20 protein-coding genes and 1 riboswitch are annotated in these 23752 nt (G+C 53.2%); of the genes, 3 read left to right on the top strand and 17 right to left on the bottom strand.

What is annotated here, in order from left to right:
• The first annotated feature begins 97 nt into the window (after nt 1-97).
• On the top strand, nt 98-1756 hold the full coding sequence (locus YWK_RS0106505) for a glycerol-3-phosphate dehydrogenase/oxidase (RefSeq protein ID WP_026964160.1): 1659 nt from the start codon (nt 98-100) through the stop codon (nt 1754-1756).
• 189 nt (nt 1757-1945) lie between these two features.
• Here the strand turns inward: YWK_RS0106505 and YWK_RS0106500 are convergent, their stop codons facing one another.
• From YWK_RS0106500 to YWK_RS0106435, 14 genes are all read right to left on the bottom strand, one after another.
• Nucleotides 1946-2836, bottom strand: a complete 891-nt coding sequence (locus tag YWK_RS0106500; protein WP_026964159.1) for a R2-like ligand-binding oxidase — start codon at nt 2834-2836, stop codon at nt 1946-1948.
• 280 nt (nt 2837-3116) lie between these two features.
• Nucleotides 3117-4367, bottom strand: coding sequence for an ATP-grasp domain-containing protein (locus YWK_RS18645; RefSeq protein WP_245578530.1), 1251 nt, complete (start codon nt 4365-4367; stop codon nt 3117-3119).
• Nucleotides 4368-4448: 81 nt separating this feature from the next.
• Nucleotides 4449-5462, bottom strand: coding sequence for a sugar phosphate nucleotidyltransferase (locus tag YWK_RS0106490; RefSeq protein WP_026964158.1), 1014 nt, complete (start codon nt 5460-5462; stop codon nt 4449-4451).
• 9 nt (nt 5463-5471) lie between these two features.
• A complete protein-coding gene (locus YWK_RS0106485; protein WP_026964157.1) occupies nt 5472-6791 on the bottom strand; it encodes a UDP-glucose dehydrogenase family protein in 1320 nt (439 codons plus the stop codon).
• A gap of 168 nt (nt 6792-6959) precedes the next feature.
• Nucleotides 6960-7904, bottom strand: a complete 945-nt coding sequence (locus tag YWK_RS0106480) for an NAD-dependent epimerase/dehydratase family protein (RefSeq protein WP_245578529.1) — start codon at nt 7902-7904, stop codon at nt 6960-6962.
• A gap of 1 nt (nt 7905) precedes the next feature.
• Complete coding sequence (locus tag YWK_RS0106475; protein ID WP_026964155.1) at nt 7906-9045, bottom strand: glycosyltransferase family 4 protein; 1140 nt, start codon at nt 9043-9045, stop codon at nt 7906-7908.
• Nucleotides 9045-10301, bottom strand: a complete 1257-nt coding sequence (locus YWK_RS18640; RefSeq protein WP_425387175.1) for a CotS family spore coat protein — start codon at nt 10299-10301, stop codon at nt 9045-9047. Before YWK_RS18640 ends, YWK_RS0106475 begins: the two co-directional genes overlap by 1 nt.
• A 469-nt stretch (nt 10302-10770) precedes the next feature.
• Nucleotides 10771-12459 carry an AMP-binding protein gene (locus YWK_RS0106465; RefSeq protein ID WP_211231382.1) on the bottom strand — a complete coding sequence of 563 codons (1689 nt, stop codon included), beginning with the start codon at nt 12457-12459 and terminating at the stop codon, nt 10771-10773.
• A 147-nt stretch (nt 12460-12606) separates the two neighbouring features.
• Nucleotides 12607-13833, bottom strand: a complete 1227-nt coding sequence (locus tag YWK_RS0106460; RefSeq protein WP_026964153.1) for a Zn-dependent hydrolase — start codon at nt 13831-13833, stop codon at nt 12607-12609.
• Nucleotides 13834-13906: 73 nt separating this feature from the next.
• A complete protein-coding gene (locus tag YWK_RS0106455) occupies nt 13907-15337 on the bottom strand; it encodes a sodium:solute symporter family protein (RefSeq protein ID WP_026964152.1) in 1431 nt (476 codons plus the stop codon).
• Nucleotides 15316-15534 carry a DUF3311 domain-containing protein gene (locus tag YWK_RS0106450; protein ID WP_035466277.1) on the bottom strand — a complete coding sequence of 73 codons (219 nt, stop codon included), beginning with the start codon at nt 15532-15534 and terminating at the stop codon, nt 15316-15318. The genes YWK_RS0106455 and YWK_RS0106450 overlap by 22 nt, the downstream gene beginning before the upstream one ends.
• 33 nt (nt 15535-15567) lie before the next feature.
• Nucleotides 15568-16752 carry a M20 family metallopeptidase gene (locus YWK_RS0106445; protein WP_026964150.1) on the bottom strand — a complete coding sequence of 395 codons (1185 nt, stop codon included), beginning with the start codon at nt 16750-16752 and terminating at the stop codon, nt 15568-15570.
• 229 nt (nt 16753-16981) lie between these two features.
• The gene (locus tag YWK_RS0106440) at nt 16982-18277 is read right to left on the bottom strand and encodes a helix-turn-helix domain-containing protein (RefSeq protein ID WP_035466274.1); all 1296 of its coding nucleotides are present in this window, start codon (nt 18275-18277) and stop codon (nt 16982-16984) included.
• Nucleotides 18278-18578: 301 nt separating this feature from the next.
• Entirely contained in the window at nt 18579-19208 is a 630-nt protein-coding gene (locus tag YWK_RS0106435) for a cell wall hydrolase (RefSeq protein ID WP_035466271.1), read from the bottom strand.
• Nucleotides 19209-19213: 5 nt separating this feature from the next.
• A riboswitch (cyclic di-AMP (ydaO/yuaA leader) is annotated at nt 19214-19367 on the bottom strand.
• A 221-nt stretch (nt 19368-19588) separates the two neighbouring features.
• Between YWK_RS0106435 and YWK_RS0106430 the strand changes: the two genes are divergently transcribed.
• The gene (locus tag YWK_RS0106430) at nt 19589-20827 is read left to right on the top strand and encodes an MFS transporter (protein WP_026964147.1); all 1239 of its coding nucleotides are present in this window, start codon (nt 19589-19591) and stop codon (nt 20825-20827) included.
• A 184-nt stretch (nt 20828-21011) separates the two neighbouring features.
• Here the strand turns inward: YWK_RS0106430 and fabG are convergent, their stop codons facing one another.
• The 3 genes from fabG to phaQ are packed head-to-tail and all read right to left on the bottom strand — an operon-like array spanning nt 21012 to nt 22726.
• Entirely contained in the window at nt 21012-21752 is a 741-nt protein-coding gene (gene fabG / locus YWK_RS0106425) for a 3-oxoacyl-ACP reductase FabG (RefSeq protein ID WP_026964146.1), read from the bottom strand.
• Between the two features lie 22 nt (nt 21753-21774).
• Nucleotides 21775-22299, bottom strand: a complete 525-nt coding sequence (locus YWK_RS0106420) for a hypothetical protein (protein ID WP_035466267.1) — start codon at nt 22297-22299, stop codon at nt 21775-21777.
• The gene (phaQ, locus tag YWK_RS18635) at nt 22220-22726 is read right to left on the bottom strand and encodes a poly-beta-hydroxybutyrate-responsive repressor (protein WP_084453527.1); all 507 of its coding nucleotides are present in this window, start codon (nt 22724-22726) and stop codon (nt 22220-22222) included. Before phaQ ends, YWK_RS0106420 begins: the two co-directional genes overlap by 80 nt.
• 189 nt (nt 22727-22915) lie before the next feature.
• Here phaQ and YWK_RS18630 point away from each other — a divergent pair, with 189 nt between their 5' ends.
• Complete coding sequence (locus tag YWK_RS18630) at nt 22916-23737, top strand: alpha/beta fold hydrolase (RefSeq protein WP_051375264.1); 822 nt, start codon at nt 22916-22918, stop codon at nt 23735-23737.
• Nucleotides 23738-23752 lie beyond the last annotated feature (15 nt).

Here is a 23752-nt window from a genome sequence, read left to right as displayed (position 1 = left end):
TTCATAACGTGTGTCCGGCATTGCAGAAACACACCCGTCGTTTTGCAAAGCACTCGCGTTGAAAAGATATACCTGATGCATTGAAGGAGTGGTCTTCATGACAAATTTGTTCTCCAGCCACGCGAGAACACAAGTGTTGGATAGAATGTGTTCCAACCTACTCGACGTGCTGATCATTGGCGGCGGCGTGACAGGCGCAGGCATTCTTTTAGATGCAACTGTGCGCGGTATGAACGCAGCCCTAGTGGAAATGCAAGATTTCGCTGCGGGCACTTCGAGTCGATCCACAAAACTGGTTCACGGCGGCCTTCGCTACTTGAAGCAGTTTGAAGTCGGACTCGTTGCCGAGGTCGGCAAGGAACGGGCCATCGTCTACGAGAATGGCCCCCACGTGACCAAGCCTGAATGGATGCTGCTGCCCATCATTCAAGGCGGCACCTATGGGCGTCTGGCTACTTCGGTCGGCATTCGCCTGTACGACTTTCTAGCCGGCGTTCGAAAACATGAGCGTCGGAAAATGCTAAATGTCCAAGAAACGCTAGCCAAGGAACCTCTGTTGCGCAGAGAGGGACTCAAAGGAGCCGGGTACTACGTCGAGTACCGTACGGATGACGCCCGACTGACGCTTGAAATCATCAAAGAAGCGGTATCCCGTGGTGGATTGGCCATCAATTACACGAAAGCGGTCGACTTGATCTACGACGGAAAGAAACTGGTGGGCGTCAAAGTTCAGGACTTGGTGAGTGGCCACACGCATGAACTATATGCCCGCAAAGTTGTGAACGCCACTGGGCCGTGGGGTGATTCACTACGTGAAATGGACCACTCGAAGACGGGCAAGACGCTGCACCTGACCAAGGGCGTGCATATCGTCATTGACGGTCAGCGCTTCCCTTTGCAGAACGCTGTGTACTTTGACGTTCCAGATGGTCGCATGGTGTTTGCCATCCCAAGGGACGGAAAAGTCTACGTCGGGACGACGGACACCGATTACACAGATGACTTGGCACACCCGAGAATGACCAAAGCGGATCTGGATTATCTGATCCACGCGGTCAACTTCATGTTTCCGAGTGTGCACCTGACTGCGGCCGATGTGGAATCCAGCTGGGCTGGTGTACGTCCGCTCATTCACGAGGAGGGCAAGGACCCATCGGAAATATCCCGCAAAGACGAGATCTTCCGCTCCGAGAGCGGACTGTTTACGATTGCTGGCGGGAAACTGACCGGATACCGCAAGATGGCGGAGAAAGTGGTGAACCTCGTCGCGGCGGAATTGACGGCGGAGACAAATCGACAGTTCCCCCAATGTACCACCGACAAGGTGATCATTTCCGGCGGCCACGTGGGTGGCAGTGCAGGGTTTCCAGCCTACGTCGATGCCAAAGTCCAAGAAGGTGTGTCACTCGGCTTGGAGGAGAAGGTGGCGAGGAAGCTAGTACATCGGTATGGATCGAATGTGGAAACGGTGTATCAGATTGTCCAGGAGCGAGGGGCGGAAGCACAAGCACACGGTCTGTCAGTGGAAGTGTTTGCGACGCTCATCTACGCCATCGAACACGAAATGGCATATACACCAGAAGACTATTTCACGCGCCGGACGAGCAGCACGTATTTCAATATTCAGTGGGCAAGACAGTGGAAAGACCCTGTTGTCGCTTACATGGGAACGTTATTCGGCTGGGATGACGAGACTCTGTCACAGTACAAGGCAGCGTTTGAGCAGCGGTTGGCTGAGGCAGTCGAAGCCGTGTGAATCGTCCAGTGTATGGGGCACCTGAGATCATCCAGCCATATAGCCAGGGGACGTGTATGCCACATGTTTAGTGGCTGCAGCCTGCATAAAAAGAATGGATACGTTGGCCTCACGACGTATCCATCCCTTTGACAACTTGTGTTGAGACGCGAGCCACGCGGGTTCGGTTGGACCACACCCACGAATCTGTTACTCCACGCCGACAACCGCCTCTGGTATCCGGTAGATCTCATCGATACTCTTGCCCAGCGCCCTCTTGAGTACATCTATCCGCGCGTGAATCTGCGTCATGGAGAATTGAATCACCGCCTCCGCAGGAACACCAAAGGGGCTCCCCTCATTCCCTTGTGCTCCTTCTTGGTTCAACGCGAGAGACAGCGGCGCCAACTGCTGCAGACGATTGACCATCCGCTCGAACAGCGGTGGATGTTCGCAAATCAACCGCTGCAGCAAAAACGTTCCATAGCCAATGTGGCGAGATTCATCCCGCTTCAAATAGCCAATCCCTTTCATCAATCCCGGCATTTTGCCCGTCTTATGAAGACCTTCGTAGAAGGACCAGTAGCCCGTTTCCGCAAGAACACCTTCCACGAACATGTTGTACACGACAGAAGCGTCGGCGATGGCCTCCGGAGACTGATCCGTAAGCAACCGATTCATGCTTTCCGGCAGAATTTCGTAGAATATCTTCCGATAGGTTGGAGAGTGGTATTGCGTGAGGTCCTCAGTCACTCCGAGCGCGTTCAGCAGTAAGCGAAAGAATTCGGTGTGTTTCGCTTCCTCAAACAGGAATGTCGTGAGGAACATCTCCTCTTCAAGTCGGCCTTCTTTCGCAATCGCCATGATCAAGGGCAACAGATCCAAGGTCACAGCCTCTTCGCCTGCCTGGAACTGTGCCAGCAAACGCAGCGTCCCCGCGCGTTGGACCTCGGTCAGGGAATTCCAGTCGACGATATCCTGACTGAAATCAATGTCGTTGGGGTCCCATCCTCCCAACTTCTTTGCCTTCTGAAACAATCGATAAGGTAATGTGTCCTGCCGCAATCCGCGCGTGGTTGTCGCGAACGATTCATGTACCATGCATCATCCTCCTCATCCACGAAACGACCAGTCGTTCGAATGTAAGCGAGACCTGCCGTTCTGGTCATATTCAAATCTTCCGCTGTCCTTTTCCCCAGCACCATTGAAAATATATTCGTTTCATTCAGATTATACGTCGGCCTGATGTGTAAAAGTTGACCCACAAATTGGACCAAGCGTTCAGCCTGTCAAACTTGTGGATCAACTGAACATACTGCATCTTCTTTTGAATGTCATTCGGTTTGTGCGTCGTCGCATGACCCATTTTCCTCTGGATGATCTACCGTTTCCCCATCTTTCGAGATCCGTCGTATTTCGCAAGACGAATGTGGAAGTGTATGCGCGCTGCGGCCTGCATGGCAGCCGTCTTTGCCTCACGGGCGGAATCCGCCGCGGCGATGACGTACGCATAACGATGCCCCATGGAGAAAGGTGTGGACAAGATGGCATTCTTGCGCTGTATGATAAACACTTCCTGCACGAAAGGCACGCGCATGGCCTGAACTTTCCCCGTTGCTTTGGTGAGGACGCCGCATTGCTTTGCCGTGACGTACTGCGTATACACAAAGTTTTCCTTCTGGCGCATGAGGTCGGGTTTCTCTCCAAACAAGGATCGAATCGTCTCCTTGACGAGGTTGATACCAAAAGCATAAGAGATCATCCGATTCATCGCCGCGCCCGAAATGCGAGGATTGACCTCTATAATCTTACATCCCCTTTGTGACACCTTAAACTCCACATGGAAGGCCCCCACCTGCATTCCAATCAGTTCTCGTACCGTGTTGACCATTTCCTGAACCTGATCCATCAAACCTGATGGCAACGTCGGCAGTACACAGTAGCCGGTGACGATAAATCGCTCGTCCAGGGTGATGGATTGTTCGACGATGGCAACGACATGAGGAATTCCATCGTGAACCAGCACTTCCGCGAGGTACTGCTGACCGATGATGTATTCCTCAACCAAGATCTCATGATCCGGGTATTTGGTCTGCAGGTATTCAACGTGTTTCCTGAAGTCGCCATGACTGGTGGCTAATAGCACGTCTTTCGACCCTGTGGAACGGGGTGATTTTACAACCACCGGCAGATTGAGGTCGAGTGCGGTATCCTCACTGTCGTCGTGTATGATTTGAAAGGGCACCGAATACTGTGTGTCCTGGAGTGACTCTCGGAACGCAATCTTGTTCTGCACCAGGTCAATGGCTTCCCCGGACTGCGTCGGCAAACCCAGTTGCTCTCCAAGGTTGGCAGCCAACGAGACGTAGGAATCCATGAAACTGACAATCGCTCGGATGTCCGCGCCGTTGGACTGCAACTTGTCAAGTTTGGCCAGAATGGCATCGCGATTGTCGAGGTTCACAAGAATCATCTTGTCCACATGGGGAAACGCTCCTCGTCTCTCCAAGAAACTTTTGCGGTTTGTAAAGAGAATATTGTAAAAGCCCAACTGTTTGGCCGCCTCGATGGCGTCCTTGCTGGAACCAGATTTTGTACATCCCAAAAATATTAGCGTTTTCAGCTCCCCCACTCCCTCACGTACGGTATGAGGCAAATCCCAGCGGCTACTTGGCGAATTGCCTGATACAGTGGCCCACCACGCGAACGGGGCCTAGTGCGGTGCTACCCGCGACTTGTCACTGACGATGCAGCGCAACTCTGTATCTATCCCGGGATCCAGTTCGAACCTGGAGTCTCTCCCGAATATGCTTGACACAATTGGCAACTTGATGTTTTGCAGCGTAGAGCGAGACAGACAGATACTGTTGGTCAACGAACAATTGACGAGCGTACTGCCGTCCTGAATGGACACATATGGGCCTAACGTCGTATCCTTCATCACGCAGTTGTCCCCTATCACCAGCGGGCCCTTGAGCGTGCAATTTTCCAAATGCGTATTGTTGCCGACGAACACGTCGTGTCCAAACCGTTCACGAAGGAGCCAACGGTTCGCTTCCAACCACCGCTCCACCGTTCCCACGTCAAAAAATGGATTTGATGTGACTGCGTAGGAAACGCCCTGTCCGTGGTCTATCAACCACTGGATGGCCTCGGTAATCTCGTATTCGCCACGTGCCGACGGTCGAATGTCGTCAATCGCCTCAAAGATGTCCGGCGTAAAAGCGTAGATGCCGACAATGGCGAGGTTGCTCTGCGGTTTCTTCGGCTTTTCCTCCACCTTGACCACCCGGTCTTGATCCAAACTTGCAACGCCGTAGTCGGATGGATTCTCCACGTGGGCCAACAGAATGGCGCTGGAATGACCAGAAAATGCGTCTAGAGTCGTCACCAGCGGTTCCTCCACCAGGTTGTCACCAAGGAGCACAAGAAACGAATCAGCGCCTACGAATGAACGCGCCATTTTGATGGCATCGGCGATACCGCGTGGCTGCTTTTGAAAAAACAACTGAATGTCGAGTTCGGTGTACTTCGACAGACAGTCTGCGACATCTCTTTGCCCCGGGTTGAGAACAACGCCAATTTCGCGAATGTCCGCGTTGACGAATTTCTCGATGCAATAATCAATGACTGGTTGATTCGCCACGGGCAGCAACGTTTTCGGAAGAGAAAAGGAAAAAGGTTGCAAGCGAGTACCTCTTCCTGCGCAGAGAATGACTCCTTTCATAATGCGCCCTCACCTCCCATCGAAAGCTGCATGCCGCCCTATCCCCATGTATTGAAAACCGAGCGCATGCATTTGTTGAGGATCTAAAGCGTTTCTGGCATCGAATAGAAATGGGCCGCTGGCCAACTGTTTTACCTGTCGCCAATCCATTTCCAAGATCTCCGGCCATTCGGTCAACAAAAGGATGGCATCCGCCCCGCGAACGGCCTCATATGGCGAGTCCGCGTAATCAATGTCCGTAAATATCGGTTTCGTGTGGATTGTACCTTTCGGATCGTAAGCAGAAATCACGGCCTGTCGCTCCAACAGCAAAGGGATAACGCGTAATGCAGGTGCTTCACGTATGTCATCCGTATTGGGCTTGAATGTGAGTCCAAGAATGGCAATTCGTTTTCCGGCCAGGTCATGGAGTCGGTTCTTGACTTTGCCCATAAACCAGGTGACCTGTGTCTGGTTGACCTCCTGGACTTTTTGCAAGAGCTGCATGGAGATTCCATGTTCGCCGCCCAACCGGATCAATGCCTTCACATCCTTCGGGAAACAGGAACCGCCGTACCCAATCCCGGCGTTCAGAAATTTAAATCCAATACGCGAATCCATGCCCATCCCTCGAGCAACGTCGGCGATGTCCGCTCCGGTTCTCTCACACAATCGCGCCAATTCGTTGACAAACGAGATTTTCGTGGCCAGAAATGCGTTGGATGCGTACTTAATCATCTCTGCGTTGCGGATTGTGGTACACAGAACAGGGCTCGACACCTCTTCATAAATCTGGCGCAGCATACGAATCGCTTTTGGGGATTCACATCCAATGACAATTCGCTCCGGGGACAAGGCGTCCTCGAGCGCTCTTCCTTCTCGTAAAAACTCCGGGTTGGAAGCGACGTCAAACGAAAAATTCACCCCACGATTCTCCAGTTCTGCGCGAATGATGCGACGCACTTCATCGGTGGTTCCCACCGGCACTGTGCTCTTCACGACAACCAGCCTGTAGGCATTCATGACTGTTCCAATTTGTCGGATAACGGCTCTCACGTAAGACAAATCTGCGACACCGTCGGCGTCAGACGGTGTACCCACGGTGACGTACAGGATCTCACTACCTGCGACTGCTTCTTCGAGCGACGTGGTGAAGCTCAACTTCCCGTTTTTACGCAACATTTGCAACTCGTCTTCCAGGCCTTCTTCGTAAAATGGAGGAGTTCCAGCCTCCAGTAGCTTGATTTTGTGCTCGTCAACGTCCACTCCGACGACGTCGTGCCCCCACTTTGCAAACGACACGGAAGTACTGACCCCAACGTACCCCGTGCCAATGACAGCAATGTTCATTTGCCGCACCTCTTGCCGTTTCTGTCTTCGCAAGTTCATACTCGTAGAAATATGAATGCCTACGCAGCGAAGGCACGGCAAGGGTACAAGAGCCGAGTGGCCTTTTGACCATCTTCTTGCGCCCGAAATTCGGCCGAACTTCGAAAGCGACCTGAAGACAGACCTGCATCAACAACGGTAGAGTAACCGCATGTCTTGAACTTGGAGATATACTCCCTTTTCCAAATCGAACTTTGGCGTGTACCCCAACTGCAGTCTCGCCTTGCGCACATCTGCCCAGGTATCTTTGGGATCTCCGGGTTGCTCGGGAACGTACTGGCGTATCGCCCGCTTCCCGGTGTACTGTTCTATCAGCTGAATCAGTTCGTTCACGCTGGCGCGACACCCACCGCCGATGTTAAACACAGTCCCCCAACGACTTGTCGCGGCCGCAGTGAGGTTGGCGTCGACGGCGTCATCCACAAAGGTGAAATCGCGCGTCTGTTCGCCGTTTCCGTACACCGTAATGGGAACGTCGTGCAGCACCGCATAAATAAACCGATGTATGGCCATGTCAGGACGTTGCCGGGGACCGAATACGGTGAAATAGCGAAGAGAGACGACCGGCACACCGAAGTTGTAGGCGTACAGTTGGCACAATTGCTCCGCAGACAACTTGGTCACGCCGTACGGTGAAATAGGTCGCGTTGGCCCCTCTTCATCGACAGGCCCGGTCACTCCCCCGTACACAGAAGACGAGGAGGCGTAAACGATTTTTTGCAGGGAGACGTCCTTTGCGGCATCCAGAAGTTTCTGTGTGACAAGAATATTCTGGTCCACGTACTCCACAAACTGATGTCCCCAACTCGTTCGCACCCCGGGGAGTGCGGCCTGGTGATACACAACGTCAACGCCTTGTAGAAGACCATGGAGATCACAGTTGAGCAGGTCCTGCTCCAGAAAGGTGAAATTTGGGTGGTCTCGCAGAAACGATAGGTTTCGCTCTTTCACCCACCGTCCGTAGTTGGGCTTGAACGCGTCAATTCCGATGACTTGCTCACCTGCGTAAAGTAGTCTTTCACAGAGATGCGAGCCAACAAACCCTGCACATCCGGTGACGAGTACCGTGCCCACTTTAGGTCCCCCAGACATCCAGGATGTCCTGAGCTACGCGATCCCACTTGTAGTGTTGCTTGGCAAGCCTTCTTCCGTTTCGTCCCATGGTTTGTCTCAACTGACTGTCAGACAAGAGCTTTCCTATCTGATTTGCGAGCGCCTTTGGATCCTCAGGTTGATCCACGACGACGCCGTTCGTGCCCGGAACAATGATCTCTGGGTTCCCGCCCCTCGCCGTTGTCACAATGGGCAGGCATGCCGCCATCGCCTCGTAGTGCACTCTTGCCAGCGGTTCCTCCCACTGAGACGGGCAGACAAACACGTCGCCAATCCAGAACCACTTGTGCACTTCGGTCGGTGCGACAAATCCTGTTGTGACCACCGGAATGGGACAGCGCGCAGCCAGCGCCCGCACATAGGCAACGTAGTCCGTGATCTCGTCGTCGCTGTACCATTTGCTCCCAACGAGAACCAAAGCCGTGTTTCGATGGGACTTGGCCAAGTGCCACATGGAGCGCACCAAAATGTCGGCTCCTTTTTTCGGAGAAAGGCGCCCTACAAACAAAACGACTTCGCGATTTCCAATCTCGAATGACTTGCGCAGTTCTTTACGAACGCTCGCCGCATCTTGTGTTCGAGGGCTGTACCGGTCAACATCGACCCCCGAATAAATCGTTCGTAACTTGTTTTCGGCTTGTGGATAATCTGCCAGAATCCGCTGCCCAACGTAGTTACTGACGGTTACGATTCTCTCTACGCTTTCGATGGCGTTCTTCGCCTCGTCCGGGGTAATCTTTCCATGCACAAACATGTCATTGTGCATACTGAGCACAATCCGTGCATTCGGTGCAACCTGACGGACTGCATTCACCATCCGCGGACGATTGAAAATGTGAATGAGGTCAAACGGCTGTTTTTCATTGCTCAGGAATTCGACAACCCCCTGTTCGTACAGGTCGTACAGTCGTCCTGGAATTCTCACGTAACGGACGCCCTTCCGAACTGCTTCCGTCGGCAGGTCCGGGTCCTGAATCCCCAAAATGGTCAACTCGTGTTGCTGCGCCAAGAACGCTGTGACGCCTTCGATATAGGTTTGAATCGCTCCACCCCGAATCGGAGGAACGGGTAATTTTTCGGTAACAATGAGCAAGACTCTCATCACTCGTTGCCTCCCTTCCTTTGTGCCTTTGTCCGCGTCCGTACTGTCTTCGTTCCCGTCCATACTACCCTCGTCCCGTTCCGATCTACCTTCGTCCCCGTCCGTTCTGTCTCCGTCCGTTCTGCCTTTGTCTCCGTCCGTTCTGCCTTTGTCTCCGTCCGTTCTGCCTTTGTCTCCGTCCNTGTCTCCGTCCGTTCTGCCTTTGTCTCCGTCCGTTCTGCCTTTGTCTCCGTCCGTTCTGCCTTTGTCTCCGTCCACTTTGCCTTTTTCCCCGTCCATTTTGCCTTGACTCCCTTAGCAGTCAGACCAAGTTCTTTCAATGCCGACCACTTCGTACTCTCGGATATCTCAAGCCGCTGTAATAAGGGCTCTAGTTCTGTGGTCATGAACGTCGTCGGATCGTAGACAATTTCCTTGATATTCTTGTACAACTCGTTGGGCAAGGCCATGTCAATGAGTAGGACTTCGTACAGTTCCGATTCAATGGGGCACGCCTTGCTGTACGCATCTATCATGCCGCGCATCCAGGTCACGTCCCACATGCCCATGTCATCCATCGTGGAAGTAATCAGTTTTCTTAAATCTCGAACGGGCAAGTCAAACGCCACGCCGTCCAAATCGATGATCCAAATGCCGCCGCGTCCCGGTTGTCCGTTCGACCAGCCGTAGTCCTGGTGAACAAGCCCCCATTGCGCCTCGCCTCGTTGGGTTAGTTGAGTGTACGGAGATTGCTCCAACAGTTGAATGGCCTGTCGCGCCTGCTCCTCATATTTATCCACAACCTGTAACAGGGTCCGACTTGCCGGCAGATCCGAGTAAGTCTGTGCAAGTGTGCGAAACCAGCCGATTTTCGTCAGCACTTTGTCGTACGTTTTCGGCCAGCGGTATAGACGCGACGCGTGGTACGCACCTTTTGGCTCTACATACCCTCTGGACAAGCGGTGGAACTCACCGAGGCCGTAACATAGTTCTTGGGCACCAGTGAGGTCAATTTTGGAGGCCGGAATGAGAGATTCCTCCCAGTCCGTGACAATCCACAACTTCCCCCCCGCTTGCGTGTATCGTTGTTTTCCTTTTTTGGTTGGTATCAAGGCAGGCACACGTGCTTTTTGTTTCACCAGATATTCTTGTGCTCCAACAGAAAAAAGACTTCGCTCCGGTGCACGGTGCAACACCTTTAAGCTGCGCGGTCCGTGGTTGGTGTCAATTTTCCAAATCGCCCCCCCTTTATCGGACTTTGCGGTAATGAGTGTCATGTTGTTGACTTTCATGTTGTATCGAGACATTACCTTTTGGGCCAGGGTCTCCACTTCCGGTGGCACCGTCATGTCCGGATCTGCATATCCATCGTTTATCCAAGGACGAATCATGTACTCCGCCACCTTTATCCCTCCCTCACAGTTGCTCCTAGTGTATCGGCGGACAGAGCAGGGGGTACAAGACACCCATCCCATGGGGAGTAGAATTGGCGAATACCGGGGGTGCACGGTAAAAGAGATGGGTTCGTTGCGTGATGGTTGCCGGATAAAAACCAATGAACGAAATGAGGAAGTCGTTTGAGGAACGAAAGAGGATGGAGGTGGAGGTCTGCAATCAGCCTGTCAGGCCGGTTGCAGGTCAAGTGTTGGCATGGAACGACCAAGGCCGGACGGGCTGTCAGCACCGGTCCGGCCATGGTGTGAAGTACGGGGAGCCGATGCTCCCTTCACGTACGCAATCCAGCCTTTATTGGCGTCGTAATAGGAAACGTTGTACCTTGCCACTCGGTGTCTTCGGCAAGGATTCGACGAATTCGATTTCACGCGGGTAGGCATGTGCAGACAAGGTGCCTTTGACAAATTCCCGCAATTCTTTCGCCAATGCGTCTGAGGGAGTGTGCCCAGGACGCAACACGACGTATGCCTTCACAATCTCCCCGCGCCGCTCATCAGGCACGCCGACCGCCGCCGCTTCCGCCACCGCGTCGTGTCCCATCAAAGCGCTCTCCACCTCGAAGGGACCAATTCGGTAGCCGGCGCTGCTAATGATGTCATCCGCACGGCCAGAGAAATAGATGTATCCATCGGCATCTTGGCTCGCCGCGTCTCCCATGAAGTAATAGCGCGGACCCACCGGAAAGCGTTCTGCCGTCCGCACCGGATCACCGAAGTAACCCCGGAACCAGTACAGTGGAGATTGTTCGATGTCCACCGCCACCTGTCCCTCCGTGCCTGGAGGAAGTTCCATCCCTTCAGAATTGACAACCATAATCCGGTATCCTGGCATGGGATGTCCCATCGAACCCGAGCGAATAGGACGCTGCAAGGATGGAAAGTGGTGGTTGTTGACCACCATGCCATGCTCGGTTTGGCCGTAGTGGTCGTGAATGGGCAAGCCCAGGTTTGTCTCCGCCCAGTCGACGACGTCCGGGTTGAGCGGTTCCCCCGCGCTCGAGAGGACGCGCAGGTACAGCTGGTCCTTCAGGCCCTCCGGCACACCCTTCGCGCGCATGGACCGGTAGACGGTAGGGGCAGCAGTGAAGTTGGTGACGCGATATTCCCTTAAGCGGCGATAGACTTCGTTCGCATCAAATGGCGCATTCACCATCATCGTCGTGTTCCCCAAAAGGAGAGGACCGACCAGCCCGTAGTACAACCCATAGGCCCAACCTGGGTCGGCCATGTTCCAGAACACATCGTCCGGCCGCAGGTCCAGCCCGAAGCGCATGTACGCCTCAAACGCAGCAAGCGCCCGAACAGGTACCTCCACCCCCTTGGGATGTCCTGCTGTGCCAGAGGTATAGAGCAGGATGAACAGGTCGTCTCCAGAAACTGAAACAGACTCGCTCAACGGCGCTGCCGTGGCGAGCGCCTCCCGAAAAGAGACGTCTGAAGCGCAAAGCGTGTCATCCCCTCTGGCAACCGTCACCACGCGCACGCGCTCGGTGTTGACGGCACCCACACCGTCAGTCGTTCCGTCCAGCTTGGATCGATTGGCTGTGTCGGTGATCATCACACGCGCACCACTATTCTCCACGCGATGGGCGATGGCCTGCGGACCGAACGCAGTGAAAAGAGGCACGTGCACGGCACCGAGTCGCCACACAGCAAGGACAGCGATGACCAGTTCTGGACTTTTCGGCAAGAGAATGGCGACCCTATCCCCGTGGCCGATTCCCAAGTCTCGCAAAACACTTGCAAACCGGGCGGAGAGGTCGTGTAAGTCGGCGAACGTAAAGGATTGTCTCTGCCCTGTTGCATCCTCGTAGTTCAATGCGATTTTATCCCCATCGTGTCGGTCGCAGAGATAGTGAGCGACTGATCCGACCGGATGGCTGTATTCCTCCACCCACCTGCTCACCAGAGCCAGTGGGTCCTCCATGTTCAAGGTGTCATCTATGATGACTCTGACATCGTCTTCCGTTTGTCTTTGCATGCGTGTGCCTCCTCTGGACAGTCTATTCGTTAAAACGCCACTCCTCTGACCACACCGTTTTCCAATAAATGAAACCGATTACACGAATGTTGAGAAAACTACTATTGTTAGTAATTCTAGATACAGTAAAGAATCTAGTCAACCACATCAGACGGTTGCGAGCTTCAACAATGTGTGATACAAAACTGCCGCCCCTGCTGCACAGTCCTCCGGCGAACTCCACTCATCCGGATGGTGACTCACACCGTCCTTCGAACGTACGAAGATCATGCCCACGGGACAGAGGTCCCGAAGCTGCATACAATCGTGCCCCGCACCACTGACCACCGGAATGGCCTTGAGGCCAAGTGCCGCACACGCTTCGTACACCGTATTCTGGATGTCGACAGAGCAGTGAACGGGGTCGATATCCTGCAATACTTGAACGTCGAGCGCCAATCCACGCGCATCGCAAATTTGCCTAGCCTGTTGGCGGATCCGCAACTCGACGTTCTGCCTCGTATCAGCGTCGACATCGCGCAAGTCCAACGTGAATTCCACACGTCCGGGTATGATGTTGACCCCGCCCGGAAAGACGCTGAATTGTCCCACTGTACCGACCGTTCGCTCCTCCTTACGGGTTTCATGCTCGATGACCTGCAAAATTTCCGCCGCCCCCACAAGCGCGTCGTGCCGCATCGACATCGGCGTCGTCCCTGCATGTGACGCTTGTCCAATGATGGTAAACTTCAACCACAACGGGCCCGCGAGACCTGTGACTACGCCTACCGGCAAGCCTGCCTGCTCCAGGACCTTGCCTTGCTCAATGTGCACTTCCACGTACGCGTGAACGGAACCTTTGGAGCGGGCGGCCTCGGAGATCTTCGCCGGATTCAATCCGGCTTGTCGCATGGCGTCGAGAATGCGAACGCCATCCGAATCGGTCGCTTCAAGTTCATCCAATGTTAGGGTTCCGGCGAGTGCCCGACTGCCAATCATACCGAACCGAAACCGAGCGCCCTCTTCGTCCGTGAACGCAATGACTTCAATGGGCCTATCGGTCTGAACCCCCGCCTCGTTCATACACTGCATAGCCTCAACCGCCGACAAGGCGCCAAGCGGTCCATCGAAGTTGCCCCCATTCAACACCGAATCCAGGTGCGATCCCGCCAGTACCACCGCCGCCCCTGCATCTCGTCCCTCTCTCCGCCCTATCAGGTTGCCGACCGCATCCTCTCGGACAGCTAATCCTGCCTCAATCATCCACTGCCGAACCAAGTTTTTGGCTGCGCGCTCCTCTGCAGTAAAGGACAACCGCGTGATGCCACCGGACGGTTGCTTTCCGATTTCGCCGAGTGCCATCAGACGCTGCCACAATCTCTCTTGGTTCACCATACACGTCCACCCTCCTTATCCGTGACAAAAAGGCACTGCGATGCACGTGCAGCGCAATGCCTTCCAATCCCCATCATGCAGTGACAGACTGCTCCGTCTCCACATCGCGCGCCACTGCAGATACCGCGAGAACCACAACGAAGTTCACCAACAGTGCCCAGAAACCGGTGTTCACCCCCCACAAAAGCGATTGCTTGGTCAGGGTGAAATAGACCACCAGTGCCACACCCACGAGGATACCAGAGAATGCGCCAGCTTTGGACACTGCATTTCTGGCAAAGAGCGACAAAACCACCGTTGGGAAGAACTGTGACACAAAGTTATAGCCCATCAGCAACAGCGTCACAATCGCCGCGTTGCTGTGGATGGAGAAGATGAATGTGACAGCGGCCACAATCCACACAAAAACGCGAGCCACTGTCTGCACCTTTTGATCCGATACATGGCCTGCAAGCGGGCGGTAAATGTTTTCGGCAATCAAGGTTCCGGCACACATGAGCATCAAGGAACCTGGCACGATAGCGGTCAATACCCCTGCTCCACCAATGATGCCGGCCACCCACGCGGGAAACACCTTCTGAACCGCTGCAAGCAGTGCGAGGTTGGAGTTCTTCAGTCCAGGCACAATCAAAATCGCCGCAAATCCCGCAAAAAACACGAACAGCAGAATCAATTGGTATAGCGGCAGGAAAATGGCGTTCCGGCGGAAGACGCGCTCATTTTTGGCGGAGTACACTGCGCCAAAGGCGTGTGGCCACATGTAAAAGCCGAGGCCCGTCAAGGCTACGGTGGACATGAACCACGGAATGCCCATGCCATGTGCACCGAGCGTTAAAAATCCCGGCTTTTCGGCATTGATTTTCGTAAACATCGCATGCAGACCGCCAACATGAGCTGGCAATGCAATTCCTACTACCACGACGACCAGCAAAATCATGATGTCCTTCAACACAGCCGTCCAAGCCGTGCCGTGAATGCCACTGATGGTCACGTAGAAGGCGAGGACGAGCATCGCGATGGCGATGGCCGTGGCTTGGTTGATGGCACCATAGGATGCCGTCGCCACAATCAGTCCAAGGCCTGTCATCTGTGACTGGAGATAAGGAACGATGGCGACAACGCCAACCACCGCAACCAGAATACCGAGCCACTTGCTGTCAAACATCTGATTGAAAAAGTCCGACTGCGAGATGAGTTTGTGTTCCTTTGCGTAACGCCAGATGGGCGGCAACAGGAAGTACGAAAAGAGATAGGCCACGGCGCCGTAGGCCAAGATATAGACGGTAGGGCCCCCTGTTCCGTACGCCCATCCACTTGCACCGAGGAAGGTGAATGTCGTGTAGATTTCTCCGGCCATAAGAAGGAATACCAACAGGATGCCAAAGCCGCGGCCACCCACCGACCACTGTTCCAGGTTCATCTGCTTCCGCCGCTGCGCGAGGAGGCCCAAAATCAGTGCCACGAGGATGGTAGCGAAGATAATCACGATGGATGACGTGTGCATGGGGGTTCGCCTCCCTCCTGGTTTGTGGGATCAAACTTGTACACGACGGCCATGCAGACAGATGTGAGCACGACCCAAAGCACGACGTAAAAGAACAAGAACGGCATACCTAGCACAATCGGCGTGACGCGGTTGGCGAAGATGACGCCAACAAAAATGCCAATCAACGGTACGAGTGTGAGCCATCGAATGGACACTGACTTCCCCTCCTCTCTCAGGAATTGACCTCGTTACGCTCCGAGCGTCTTCAGGACAATTCCAACGAAGGCTTCTACGCCCATAGGCAGAGAATCCTCATCGATGGTGAACTTTGGATGGTGATGCGGGTAGACAATGCCCTTCTCGACGTTGCCGGCGCCGACGTTGAAGAACGTGCCTGGCGCGACGCTTTGATAGGCAGAGAAGTCCTCACCGCCCATGTGTGGTTCCCCTTCAATCACAACGTCCTCTCCAAACACTTCAATCAGTGCTTGACGGACCTTTTCCGTCACCGCCTCGTCGTTGATGACCGGGCGGTAGCCCTGTTCGTAGCGGAACTCGTACGTAGCCCCGTGCGCCTCGGTGATTCCCTTTACAATTTGCTCCATGCGACGCGGCACTTCCGTTCGAAGTTCGGGCTTGAACGAGCGCACCGTCCCGTTTAACTCCACCGTCTCCGGAATGATGTTATGTGCAGTTCCAGCGTGGAACTGTGTCACTGAAAGAACGAGGGGATCCAGTGGATCCGTGTTGCGCGACACAATGTGTTGAAGGTTGGTCACCACTTGCGCAGCAATCACGATGGGATCCACCGTGGCATGTGGCTGGGCTGCGTGGCCGCCTTTGCCGCGAATGGTGATGTAGAATGTGTCCGGCGCCGCCATGAACGGGCCGGACCTCACTGCGATTTTTCCGACCTCAAGCGGTGACCAAAGGTGAATGCCAATGACAGAATCGACACCTTCCATCACCCCTGCGTCCACCATTTGTTGTGCTCCGCCTGGGAAGAGTTCCTCTGCGTGTTGGAAAATGAAGCGAACTTCACCGTGGATCTTGTCGGCGAGGCCCGACAGGATCTTTGCGGTACCGAGCAACATCGCCGTATGGCCATCGTGTCCACAAGCATGCATTTTTCCTGGTGTCTTGGAGGCAAAGTCGAAGTGGTTCTCCTCTGTAATCGGCAATGCATCCATGTCTGCGCGGATGGCCAAAACCGGTCCAGGAAATGCCCCTTTCAAACGCGCCACGACACTGGTCTTCGTCGGCCTCGAGAGTTCCAGTCCGCCAAACGAGGCCAGTGTGTCGTATACGAATTGAGACGTCTTCTCCTCTTCGAATGACAACTCAGGATTTTGATGCAAGTAGCGCCGCCATTTCACGACGTCTTCCGTGACCTGTTCTACCAGTGAACGCACATGGGTGAACTCGACTGTCATCACTGATCTCCTCCAAGCTTCACCAATTTACGGCTGATTTACGGTTATTCTAATCATAGCATCATTCAAAAATGTTTGACTAGTCTATGCATAGTAAGTGTCATCACAAAAAGCGGTGACCGATAAGAGCACCGCTTGATCACAAATCATCAGCGATTTGCATGCACGACAGTGGTTGGTCGCTGTTGTGCACTGCGCCGGTCATGTGAATTGGTTTCCAAGAAGAACATCACTGCGCGTTCCCCGCGCAGCTCATCCGGATATCGTAAATTTTCCGCGGACGCCCGCGCTGGTGAGACGTGTCCTCGCCAACAACCGTGGCCATCCCGTGGCCTTCCAGAGTCAGTAGAATGCGGCGTGCGCTGCGCGGGAGAATATGCAAATATTGTGCCAGTTCGTGCGCCGTAATACGTGTGGATCCCCGCTTCGCAAGCACACCGGCAATTTTGGTCAAGGTCAGTGTACTGAGCGGGACTTCACGACCTACTTCCTGCATGTCTTCCCGAACGTACTGGTAGGACAGCGAAAAGTCCTTCACGCCCAATGGCGTAATCAACGTGTCGTTTTCGAGAGCGCAAGCCCAGTTTCCTGAACCGCATACATTCGCCTGTTCCAGTGCAAGGCGCGCCCGTTCTTGCGCGTCCCGAACGGTCTTGCCGATGCCAATCCCCGCGGTGATGAGGTGGTCTTCAAGGTCAGCGATAGCATGCAACGGAGGTCTTCGCTGGAAGTGGTCCGTCAGCTCTTCGATGGCCCCACGCGTTGCGTAAATCATCCACTGATTGGCGCTGATTTTCTGCGTAGTCCCGTGTACATATCGCGAATAGCGATGAATTGCCGAATCAAAGTCCGCTTCGGACGTTCGCACTTCATCGCCATCGGCGCGCTGGATGAGTTGCACGGCGACTTGGGCATCGCGAGACACCAACAACGCCTGTGTCTGAACAATACTCTCCAGTACCTGCCTGACCTCGCTGTGGGTTGGCGTGATATGCGTACAAGGAATTCCCAACTGCTTCAGTTGCAACTGCGCAGAGCGTAAGCAGGTTACCGCCACTTTGATAAGACCGCGCTCCCAAAGGGACTTGTGATAGTGGACCAGCTCTTCCGAGCGAATGCTTCCAGTGTAATGCTTTACGTAAAATGTCGATTCTATGCCGACATCCATCAGAAACTTCTGCAATGTCTCTGGGCTCAGTGTGTCGAAGCTCATCTCTGAAATCCGCACACCGCGTTCATGGACCCAGTACAGGAGCGCCTTATACAGTCCCTCACCAGAGTGACGGGTGTAAAAAACAGGCCTGTCCACCTTGAGCTGCTGGTACAGGATGACGTACGGAACTTGTCCACTGCACAGCCACATGTGTGCATCGGCAAGATAGGGGCTGATTCTGTCTGGGATTTCATCCTCTTCCCAATAAACGACGGGAATCAGCTCCAGTTCACCAAATTCCTTCGCCACGTCCTGAATCACAGAAAGGGAATCATCAGCACCAAGCACGCCTAAACGGATGCGCCCTGACATGGACATCGCCTCATTTACTCTCAGTCATTGCAAAGAAATCCAATTCAATGCTTGCTGGACGTCCACCGGTGCTGCCGAGTGGCAGCCACGGGTTACATTACAGACAACATCCATCCTCCTCATCATAAACCACGTTCAAGTTACGCGTGAACGTCACGTAGCCATGTGCAAGTCATTCATGTCAGTGATTTGCAAAATCACGACGAACCCATCTAGAGCAATGTTGCCACTCGACCATGCAAAAAACGCTACAGGAAGACCCTGTAGCGTCAACATCAATTGGCATATTTGGAATGGTGAATTATTTGGCAAACACGAGTTTGCCAATATGGGTGATGGTTGGTTGCGACCACACCCAACTGTTTGCTGGCGTTTCACCCGGGTTGTAAAATACCATCGCCCCAGGGACCACATCTGTGTGATTCTCCAAAACAGCTTTGGCAGCTTGTTTGCTGCTTTCGTTCGGTGTCGAATAAATGTACCCGTTGGCAACAGTGGTAAATTGGTAGTGACCATTCTGCACCTGAAACACAACATCTTTCACCGTACGGCCATAACCGCCGTGATTCATCCGATGAAGGATGACATCTCCGACCGCAATCTGCGCCTGCAGCGACTCACCGCCCGCTTCGGCGTGAATCACATGCTCCATCCAGTACAGGTTCTCTGAAGTAGCCGTCGTGCTCTTGGTATTAGCAGAACCTTCAGGTAGTTTCAGTACCGTGCCAACCAGCATGTCGTATGGGTCTACCGTGGGATTCGAATTTTCCAACGCCTGTACTTTGATTCCATGTGCCTTGGCGATGAGCCACATGGTATCTCCAGGCTTCACGGTGACTGTATTCGAAGTTGCCGCAAATGCTGGCGTGAAGCTTGCACAGCTGACAGCGGCAGCGGAAACAATACCCAAACCAACACGTGACAAACGCATTCTGTTCATCCTCTCGTTTTTGCCTCCGAGGTTAGTTGTCGGGTTCGGATGACGAGACCACCCGGCGCTTTTCAGCGCTTCACCCCAGGTCCGAAGACCATTTGCATCCCCCGTACATCGATGGCAACGATAGCATCGATGATTAGGCATTTTTGTTGTACACGCCGATAAAGTTTATCAAGATTGGATGGCTATTGAAATGATAATTGATTACCACTTTCACCAATGAATCAATTCTAATTCCATAGTTTTCACTGCTGTCACCAATATCTTCCTCACAAATAGATTCGTCAGAATTGACAATATCATCTAGAAAGTGTCACCATTGATGATGACTACGCATTCATCACCAATTTTTCGAGAGAGGAGAAAGACAATATATGTCGATGCCATTGCAATCCAATCTTCCTGCAGCAACGAAGCGCATAGACAAGAAGGCACTCATTTCCATCGCACTGGCATGGGCGTTCGATGCCATGGACTTTTCTATTCTCACTTTCGTCTTGTTGGACATTATGAAAGATTACCACGTACCTCTGACACTGGCCGCCGGGGTGACGTCCGCAACCACATTTGCACGCTTGGGTGGCGGATTTTTGGGCGGATTGCTGGGAGACTACTGGGGCCGAAAGATGACCCTCGTCCTCTCGATTTTGTGGTTCTCGGTGTTCGAGTTTCTGACTGGTTTCTCACTCGGTTTTACAGTGCTATACCTGGTTCGCATCCTGTACGGCCTTGGCATGGGCGCCATGTACGCCAGCGGTACGCCCATGTTGATGGAGATGATGCCGGCGAAGTGGCGCGGCCTAGCTTCCGGGCTCATGCAGTCGGGGTTTTCTTTTGGCTACATTTTCGCAGCCATCATCTATCGCGAATGGTACACGAAGCTCGGGTGGCACAGCATGTTTTATATCGCATGTGTTCCTGCACTCCTCGTCATGTTGTACATATGGTGGAAGTTGCCGGAATCTCCGCGGTGGAAACTCGAGCGAGCAGTACGACACAAAAGGTCCATTCCGCTGTCTCAGCTCTTTGTGAAAGGAAACACTTGGACAACGATTCACGCGGCCATCATCGCCATCGTTGCATTCAGCTTGACCTATCCGATGAACACGTTATACGCAACGTTGTTGAAATCCCAGGGTCATTTTGAGCCAACGGTTGTGGCAAATACGATTATTTTGCTGAATGTTGCAGGAATCATCGGAAATATCCTAGGAGGTTGGCTGTCTGACATCGTCGGCCGTCGAACCATCATCATCATTTCCGCCATTGGAACTCTGCTATGCTCTTTTGTCTTTGAGTTCATCACCCACGACGTATTGAGAGATATATTGACGTTCTTGATTGGCCTGTTTTCCATCGGGGGTGTTTGGGCAGCCATCCCAACCTATCTTGCGGAGCATTTTCAGACGAATGTACGTTCGACGGGTCAAGGAACGACCTACCATATCGGTGCAGCACTAGGCGGCGCGGTGGTGCCCTTGATTGTATCCGAGATTGCGTCATCGGTAGGAGGCTTGGCGCACGCAATGACCTATTTCGTGGTTGGGGCTTCCGTTGTCATGATACTTTTCACTGTCATGTGGCGAGAATCGAAAGGCGTTCCATTGGATTAGTCAGCCCATGTTCAAGGATTATCTTTGCACAAGAATGTGGCTGTCCTCAGCGCATCCTGAGATGAGCAAAAGGACAGCCCCTTATCTTGTGTGGTTCGTTTTCCTGATTTTTTCGAACAGGCGACGATACAACACCGGAGTGAAAAAGCTGTCGGAATAGACTCCGACAGCTCATCAACGTTTGTTAGAATGTGAGCCCACCATCGACACTCAAAACTGCCCCGTGAATAAAGCTAGCCTCATCTGATGCGAGAAACAGATATGCATGTGCGATGTCCTCCGGCTGTCCGAGTCGGCGCAGCGGCGTCTTTTCTCTCATCTTATCCAGTACCTTTTCAGGCATCTGCTCAGTCATCCCGGTCATGATGAAGCCGGGAGCCACCGCGTTTACACGAATTCCCTTAGGCCCAAGTTCCTTCGCCCAGGTTTTCGTCATTCCAATCACGCCGGACTTGGTTGCAACGTAGTTCGTTTGTCCGATGTTGCCATACAGCCCGACCACGGAAGCAGCGTTCAGGATGACGCCGTTCCCTTGGGGTACCATCACGCGCGCCACCGCCTGGGTGCAGTAAAACACACCTGTCAGGTTCACCGCAATCACCTGGTCCCACTCAGCTGGGTCCAATTTCGTCAGCAGTCCGTCGCGGACAATACCTGCATTGTTCACTAGCACATCGATGCGGGAATATCTTTTCACGGCTGCGTCGACCATTTGTTGCACGTCGTACAGATTGCTGACATTGACTTTCACAAAGGCTGCTTCTGCTCCCAGCTTCCGCAGTTCTTCGACGGTGGCCATCCCCAGTTCTTCATCGAAATCGGCAATCACCAGCCGAGCCCCGTTTCTTGCAAACACGTGGGCTGTGGCTTTCCCGATTCCACTGGCAGCCCCGGTGATCAGAGCGACCTTGTCATGCAGACGCATGCGTGCTCCCCCTCATCGACTTCTACGCACGTGCAACCAATCGCGCGCTATCTTCCATCATCCGGAAGAAAGTGCGTTGCTGACTCCTTGCGGCCGCTACGAACGAGTCATGCCAATTCCACCACGTAGTAAACCGTTCGCCTTGAATCTTGTCGAAGTCCTTTTGATCTCCTTCCCAGACTCGCTCGATTTTTTCCGCCAGATCAAACGAGAACTGCAGCGGAGTGAGAGCGATGGCTTCCACCTGTTTCGCTAATGGTTTCAGCGGGCTGTTGTCCGGGAAAAACACTTCGCTGCTTTTCTTGACGACTTCTTGAGAGAACGTCTTCACCTGCTGCCGCTGTTCTTTTCCCCATGTCAGTGCCTTGCCCAGTGCCTGCTGCCATTCATTCTCCGCAGACTTGGCCTGTTGACGGGTGTGCGACACCAGTGCTTCGTATGAGTTCCACAGCGCATCCACCAGTGCGTCACTCACGTATTGTCCTTGATCCTTCTTTTCCTTGATTTCCTTGATTTCCTTGATGTCCTTGATTTCCTTCTGGCTCATTGAAAGCCCTCCCTTGAGGTTGATTATTTTTCTCTTCCTCGTCCCCTTCCTTACGAAAGGGAAAGAGGTAGAGGTCAAACATTTTGGAGTACATGTCGAAGAATTGATTCAACATGTTTTGGTACCGTTGTAGCTCATCAGCGTATGCTTGGAGATACTTCTCGCCCATTTCAGTCAGAGAATAGAGCCGTTTGGCTGGGCCGCTCGACGAGGTGTCCCATTCCGAATGCACGTAGCTCTCCTTTTCTAACTGTCGCATCGTGCGGTAGAAATTTCCCTGGTCAAGTGCCTGAAACCCAAGGGATGTCAGCTTTTGCATCAACTCATAACCGTGAATCGGCATGTCTCGCAAGAGGAGCAGGATGTGTGGTACTAAAAAGTTTTTCCCCAATCCACCTAGTCCGCTCGGTGCTTTGTGTTCTGCCATTGAAATCACCTTTTCAATTTCACCTATATGTATTTTACACCTATATGCATCAAAATCATATCCCTTTTTTAAAAAATTTCTTTTTGCCGTGTATGGTCCGTACTCCATTCGGCAAGACAAGTAACGGGGTTACACGTTGGATCCGTTTTTGAATACGATATTCCACCACCTGTGAAATGAGGTTTTCTCATGTACACTGCCACTGCCACACTCCGTAATGTGACAATCCACTGCGACAGGATGGGCTCGGGAGAACCGCTGGTTTTGATTCACGGCCTGGGTGAACGAAAGGAAGGATGGGCCTGCCAGTATACGCTGGCCAATTCATATGATCTGATCATCCCCGATTTGCCGGGTCATGGCCAGTCGGCACCTGCCGAGAAAGTTTCAATCGAGGCATTTGCACGACACGTTCTAGAATTGTTGGACGTACTGGAAGTTGAAAGCGCACACATTTGTGGATTGTCGATGGGCGGTGTCGTCGCTCAAGAGATGTACCGAATGGCGCCAGACCGTTGCCGCTCTCTCATTCTGGTCAACACTTTTTTTTACGTTCCGCGGCTGATGCGGGCCCCGCTTTACCAGTTGTGGACATGGCGCGCCAACTTCCTTCCACCACAATGGCGGATGTCACTGGCGGCGGCTACTTGCCTAGTTAATTGGAAGAGCGAGACGCTGGAACGCTTTCAACATGCCATGGAGCACAATGCAAGCACCTATCGTCAGACGCTGGAAGCTTGTCTGCAAGTGGACAATACCGAGTTGTTACCGCGAATCAAGGTGCCCACGTTAATCCTTGCCAGTGACTACGACCTCCTGACCCCGTTGTGGGGGCAGATGATGATACATCATCTTATCCCAGGCTCAAAAATGGCGATTCTCCATTGCGCCGGACACATGGCAAAACTGGAGCAACCAGAGGAGTTTAATCGGAAGATCCTTGAGTTTCTTTCCGAGTTGAAAATCGAAAAGTCAACCGCCAATCAAGACATAAAAAAGAGACCTGAATGAATCCCAGGTCTCTTT

This window comes from Alicyclobacillus pomorum DSM 14955, from assembly GCF_000472905.1.
Classification (GTDB): Bacteria; Bacillota; Bacilli; order Alicyclobacillales; family Alicyclobacillaceae; genus Alicyclobacillus_A; species Alicyclobacillus_A pomorum.
The sequence above is the reverse complement of the archived record's forward strand: the minus strand, read 5'-3'. Positions and strand labels throughout refer to the sequence as shown.

Excerpts from the sequence above, each read along its gene's own strand:
- YWK_RS0106490 (WP_026964158.1), bottom strand. The coding sequence starts at position 5,462 with ATGAAAGGAGTCATTCTCTGCGCAGGAAGAGGTACTCGCTTGCAACCT.
- YWK_RS0106435 (WP_035466271.1), bottom strand. The coding sequence starts at position 19,208 with ATGCGTTTGTCACGTGTTGGTTTGGGTATTGTTTCCGCTGCCGCTGTC.
- YWK_RS0106440 (WP_035466274.1), bottom strand. The coding sequence starts at position 18,277 with ATGTCAGGGCGCATCCGTTTAGGCGTGCTTGGTGCTGATGATTCCCTT.
- YWK_RS0106500 (WP_026964159.1), bottom strand. The coding sequence starts at position 2,836 with ATGGTACATGAATCGTTCGCGACAACCACGCGCGGATTGCGGCAGGAC.
- YWK_RS0106485 (WP_026964157.1), bottom strand. The coding sequence starts at position 6,791 with ATGAACATTGCTGTCATTGGCACGGGGTACGTTGGGGTCAGTACTTCC.
- YWK_RS0106465 (WP_211231382.1), bottom strand. The coding sequence starts at position 12,459 with ATGCAAAGACAAACGGAAGACGATGTCAGAGTCATCATAGATGACACC.
- YWK_RS0106430 (WP_026964147.1), top strand. The coding sequence starts at position 19,589 with ATGTCGATGCCATTGCAATCCAATCTTCCTGCAGCAACGAAGCGCATA.
- phaQ (WP_084453527.1), bottom strand. The coding sequence starts at position 22,726 with ATGGCAGAACACAAAGCACCGAGCGGACTAGGTGGATTGGGGAAAAAC.
- YWK_RS0106460 (WP_026964153.1), bottom strand. The coding sequence starts at position 13,833 with ATGGTGAACCAAGAGAGATTGTGGCAGCGTCTGATGGCACTCGGCGAA.
- YWK_RS0106475 (WP_026964155.1), bottom strand. The coding sequence starts at position 9,045 with ATGAGAGTCTTGCTCATTGTTACCGAAAAATTACCCGTTCCTCCGATT.
- YWK_RS0106420 (WP_035466267.1), bottom strand. The coding sequence starts at position 22,299 with ATGAGCCAGAAGGAAATCAAGGACATCAAGGAAATCAAGGAAATCAAG.
- YWK_RS18630 (WP_051375264.1), top strand. The coding sequence starts at position 22,916 with ATGTACACTGCCACTGCCACACTCCGTAATGTGACAATCCACTGCGAC.
- YWK_RS0106455 (WP_026964152.1), bottom strand. The coding sequence starts at position 15,337 with ATGCACACGTCATCCATCGTGATTATCTTCGCTACCATCCTCGTGGCA.
- YWK_RS0106445 (WP_026964150.1), bottom strand. The coding sequence starts at position 16,752 with ATGACAGTCGAGTTCACCCATGTGCGTTCACTGGTAGAACAGGTCACG.
- fabG (WP_026964146.1), bottom strand. The coding sequence starts at position 21,752 with ATGCGTCTGCATGACAAGGTCGCTCTGATCACCGGGGCTGCCAGTGGA.
- YWK_RS0106505 (WP_026964160.1), top strand. The coding sequence starts at position 98 with ATGACAAATTTGTTCTCCAGCCACGCGAGAACACAAGTGTTGGATAGA.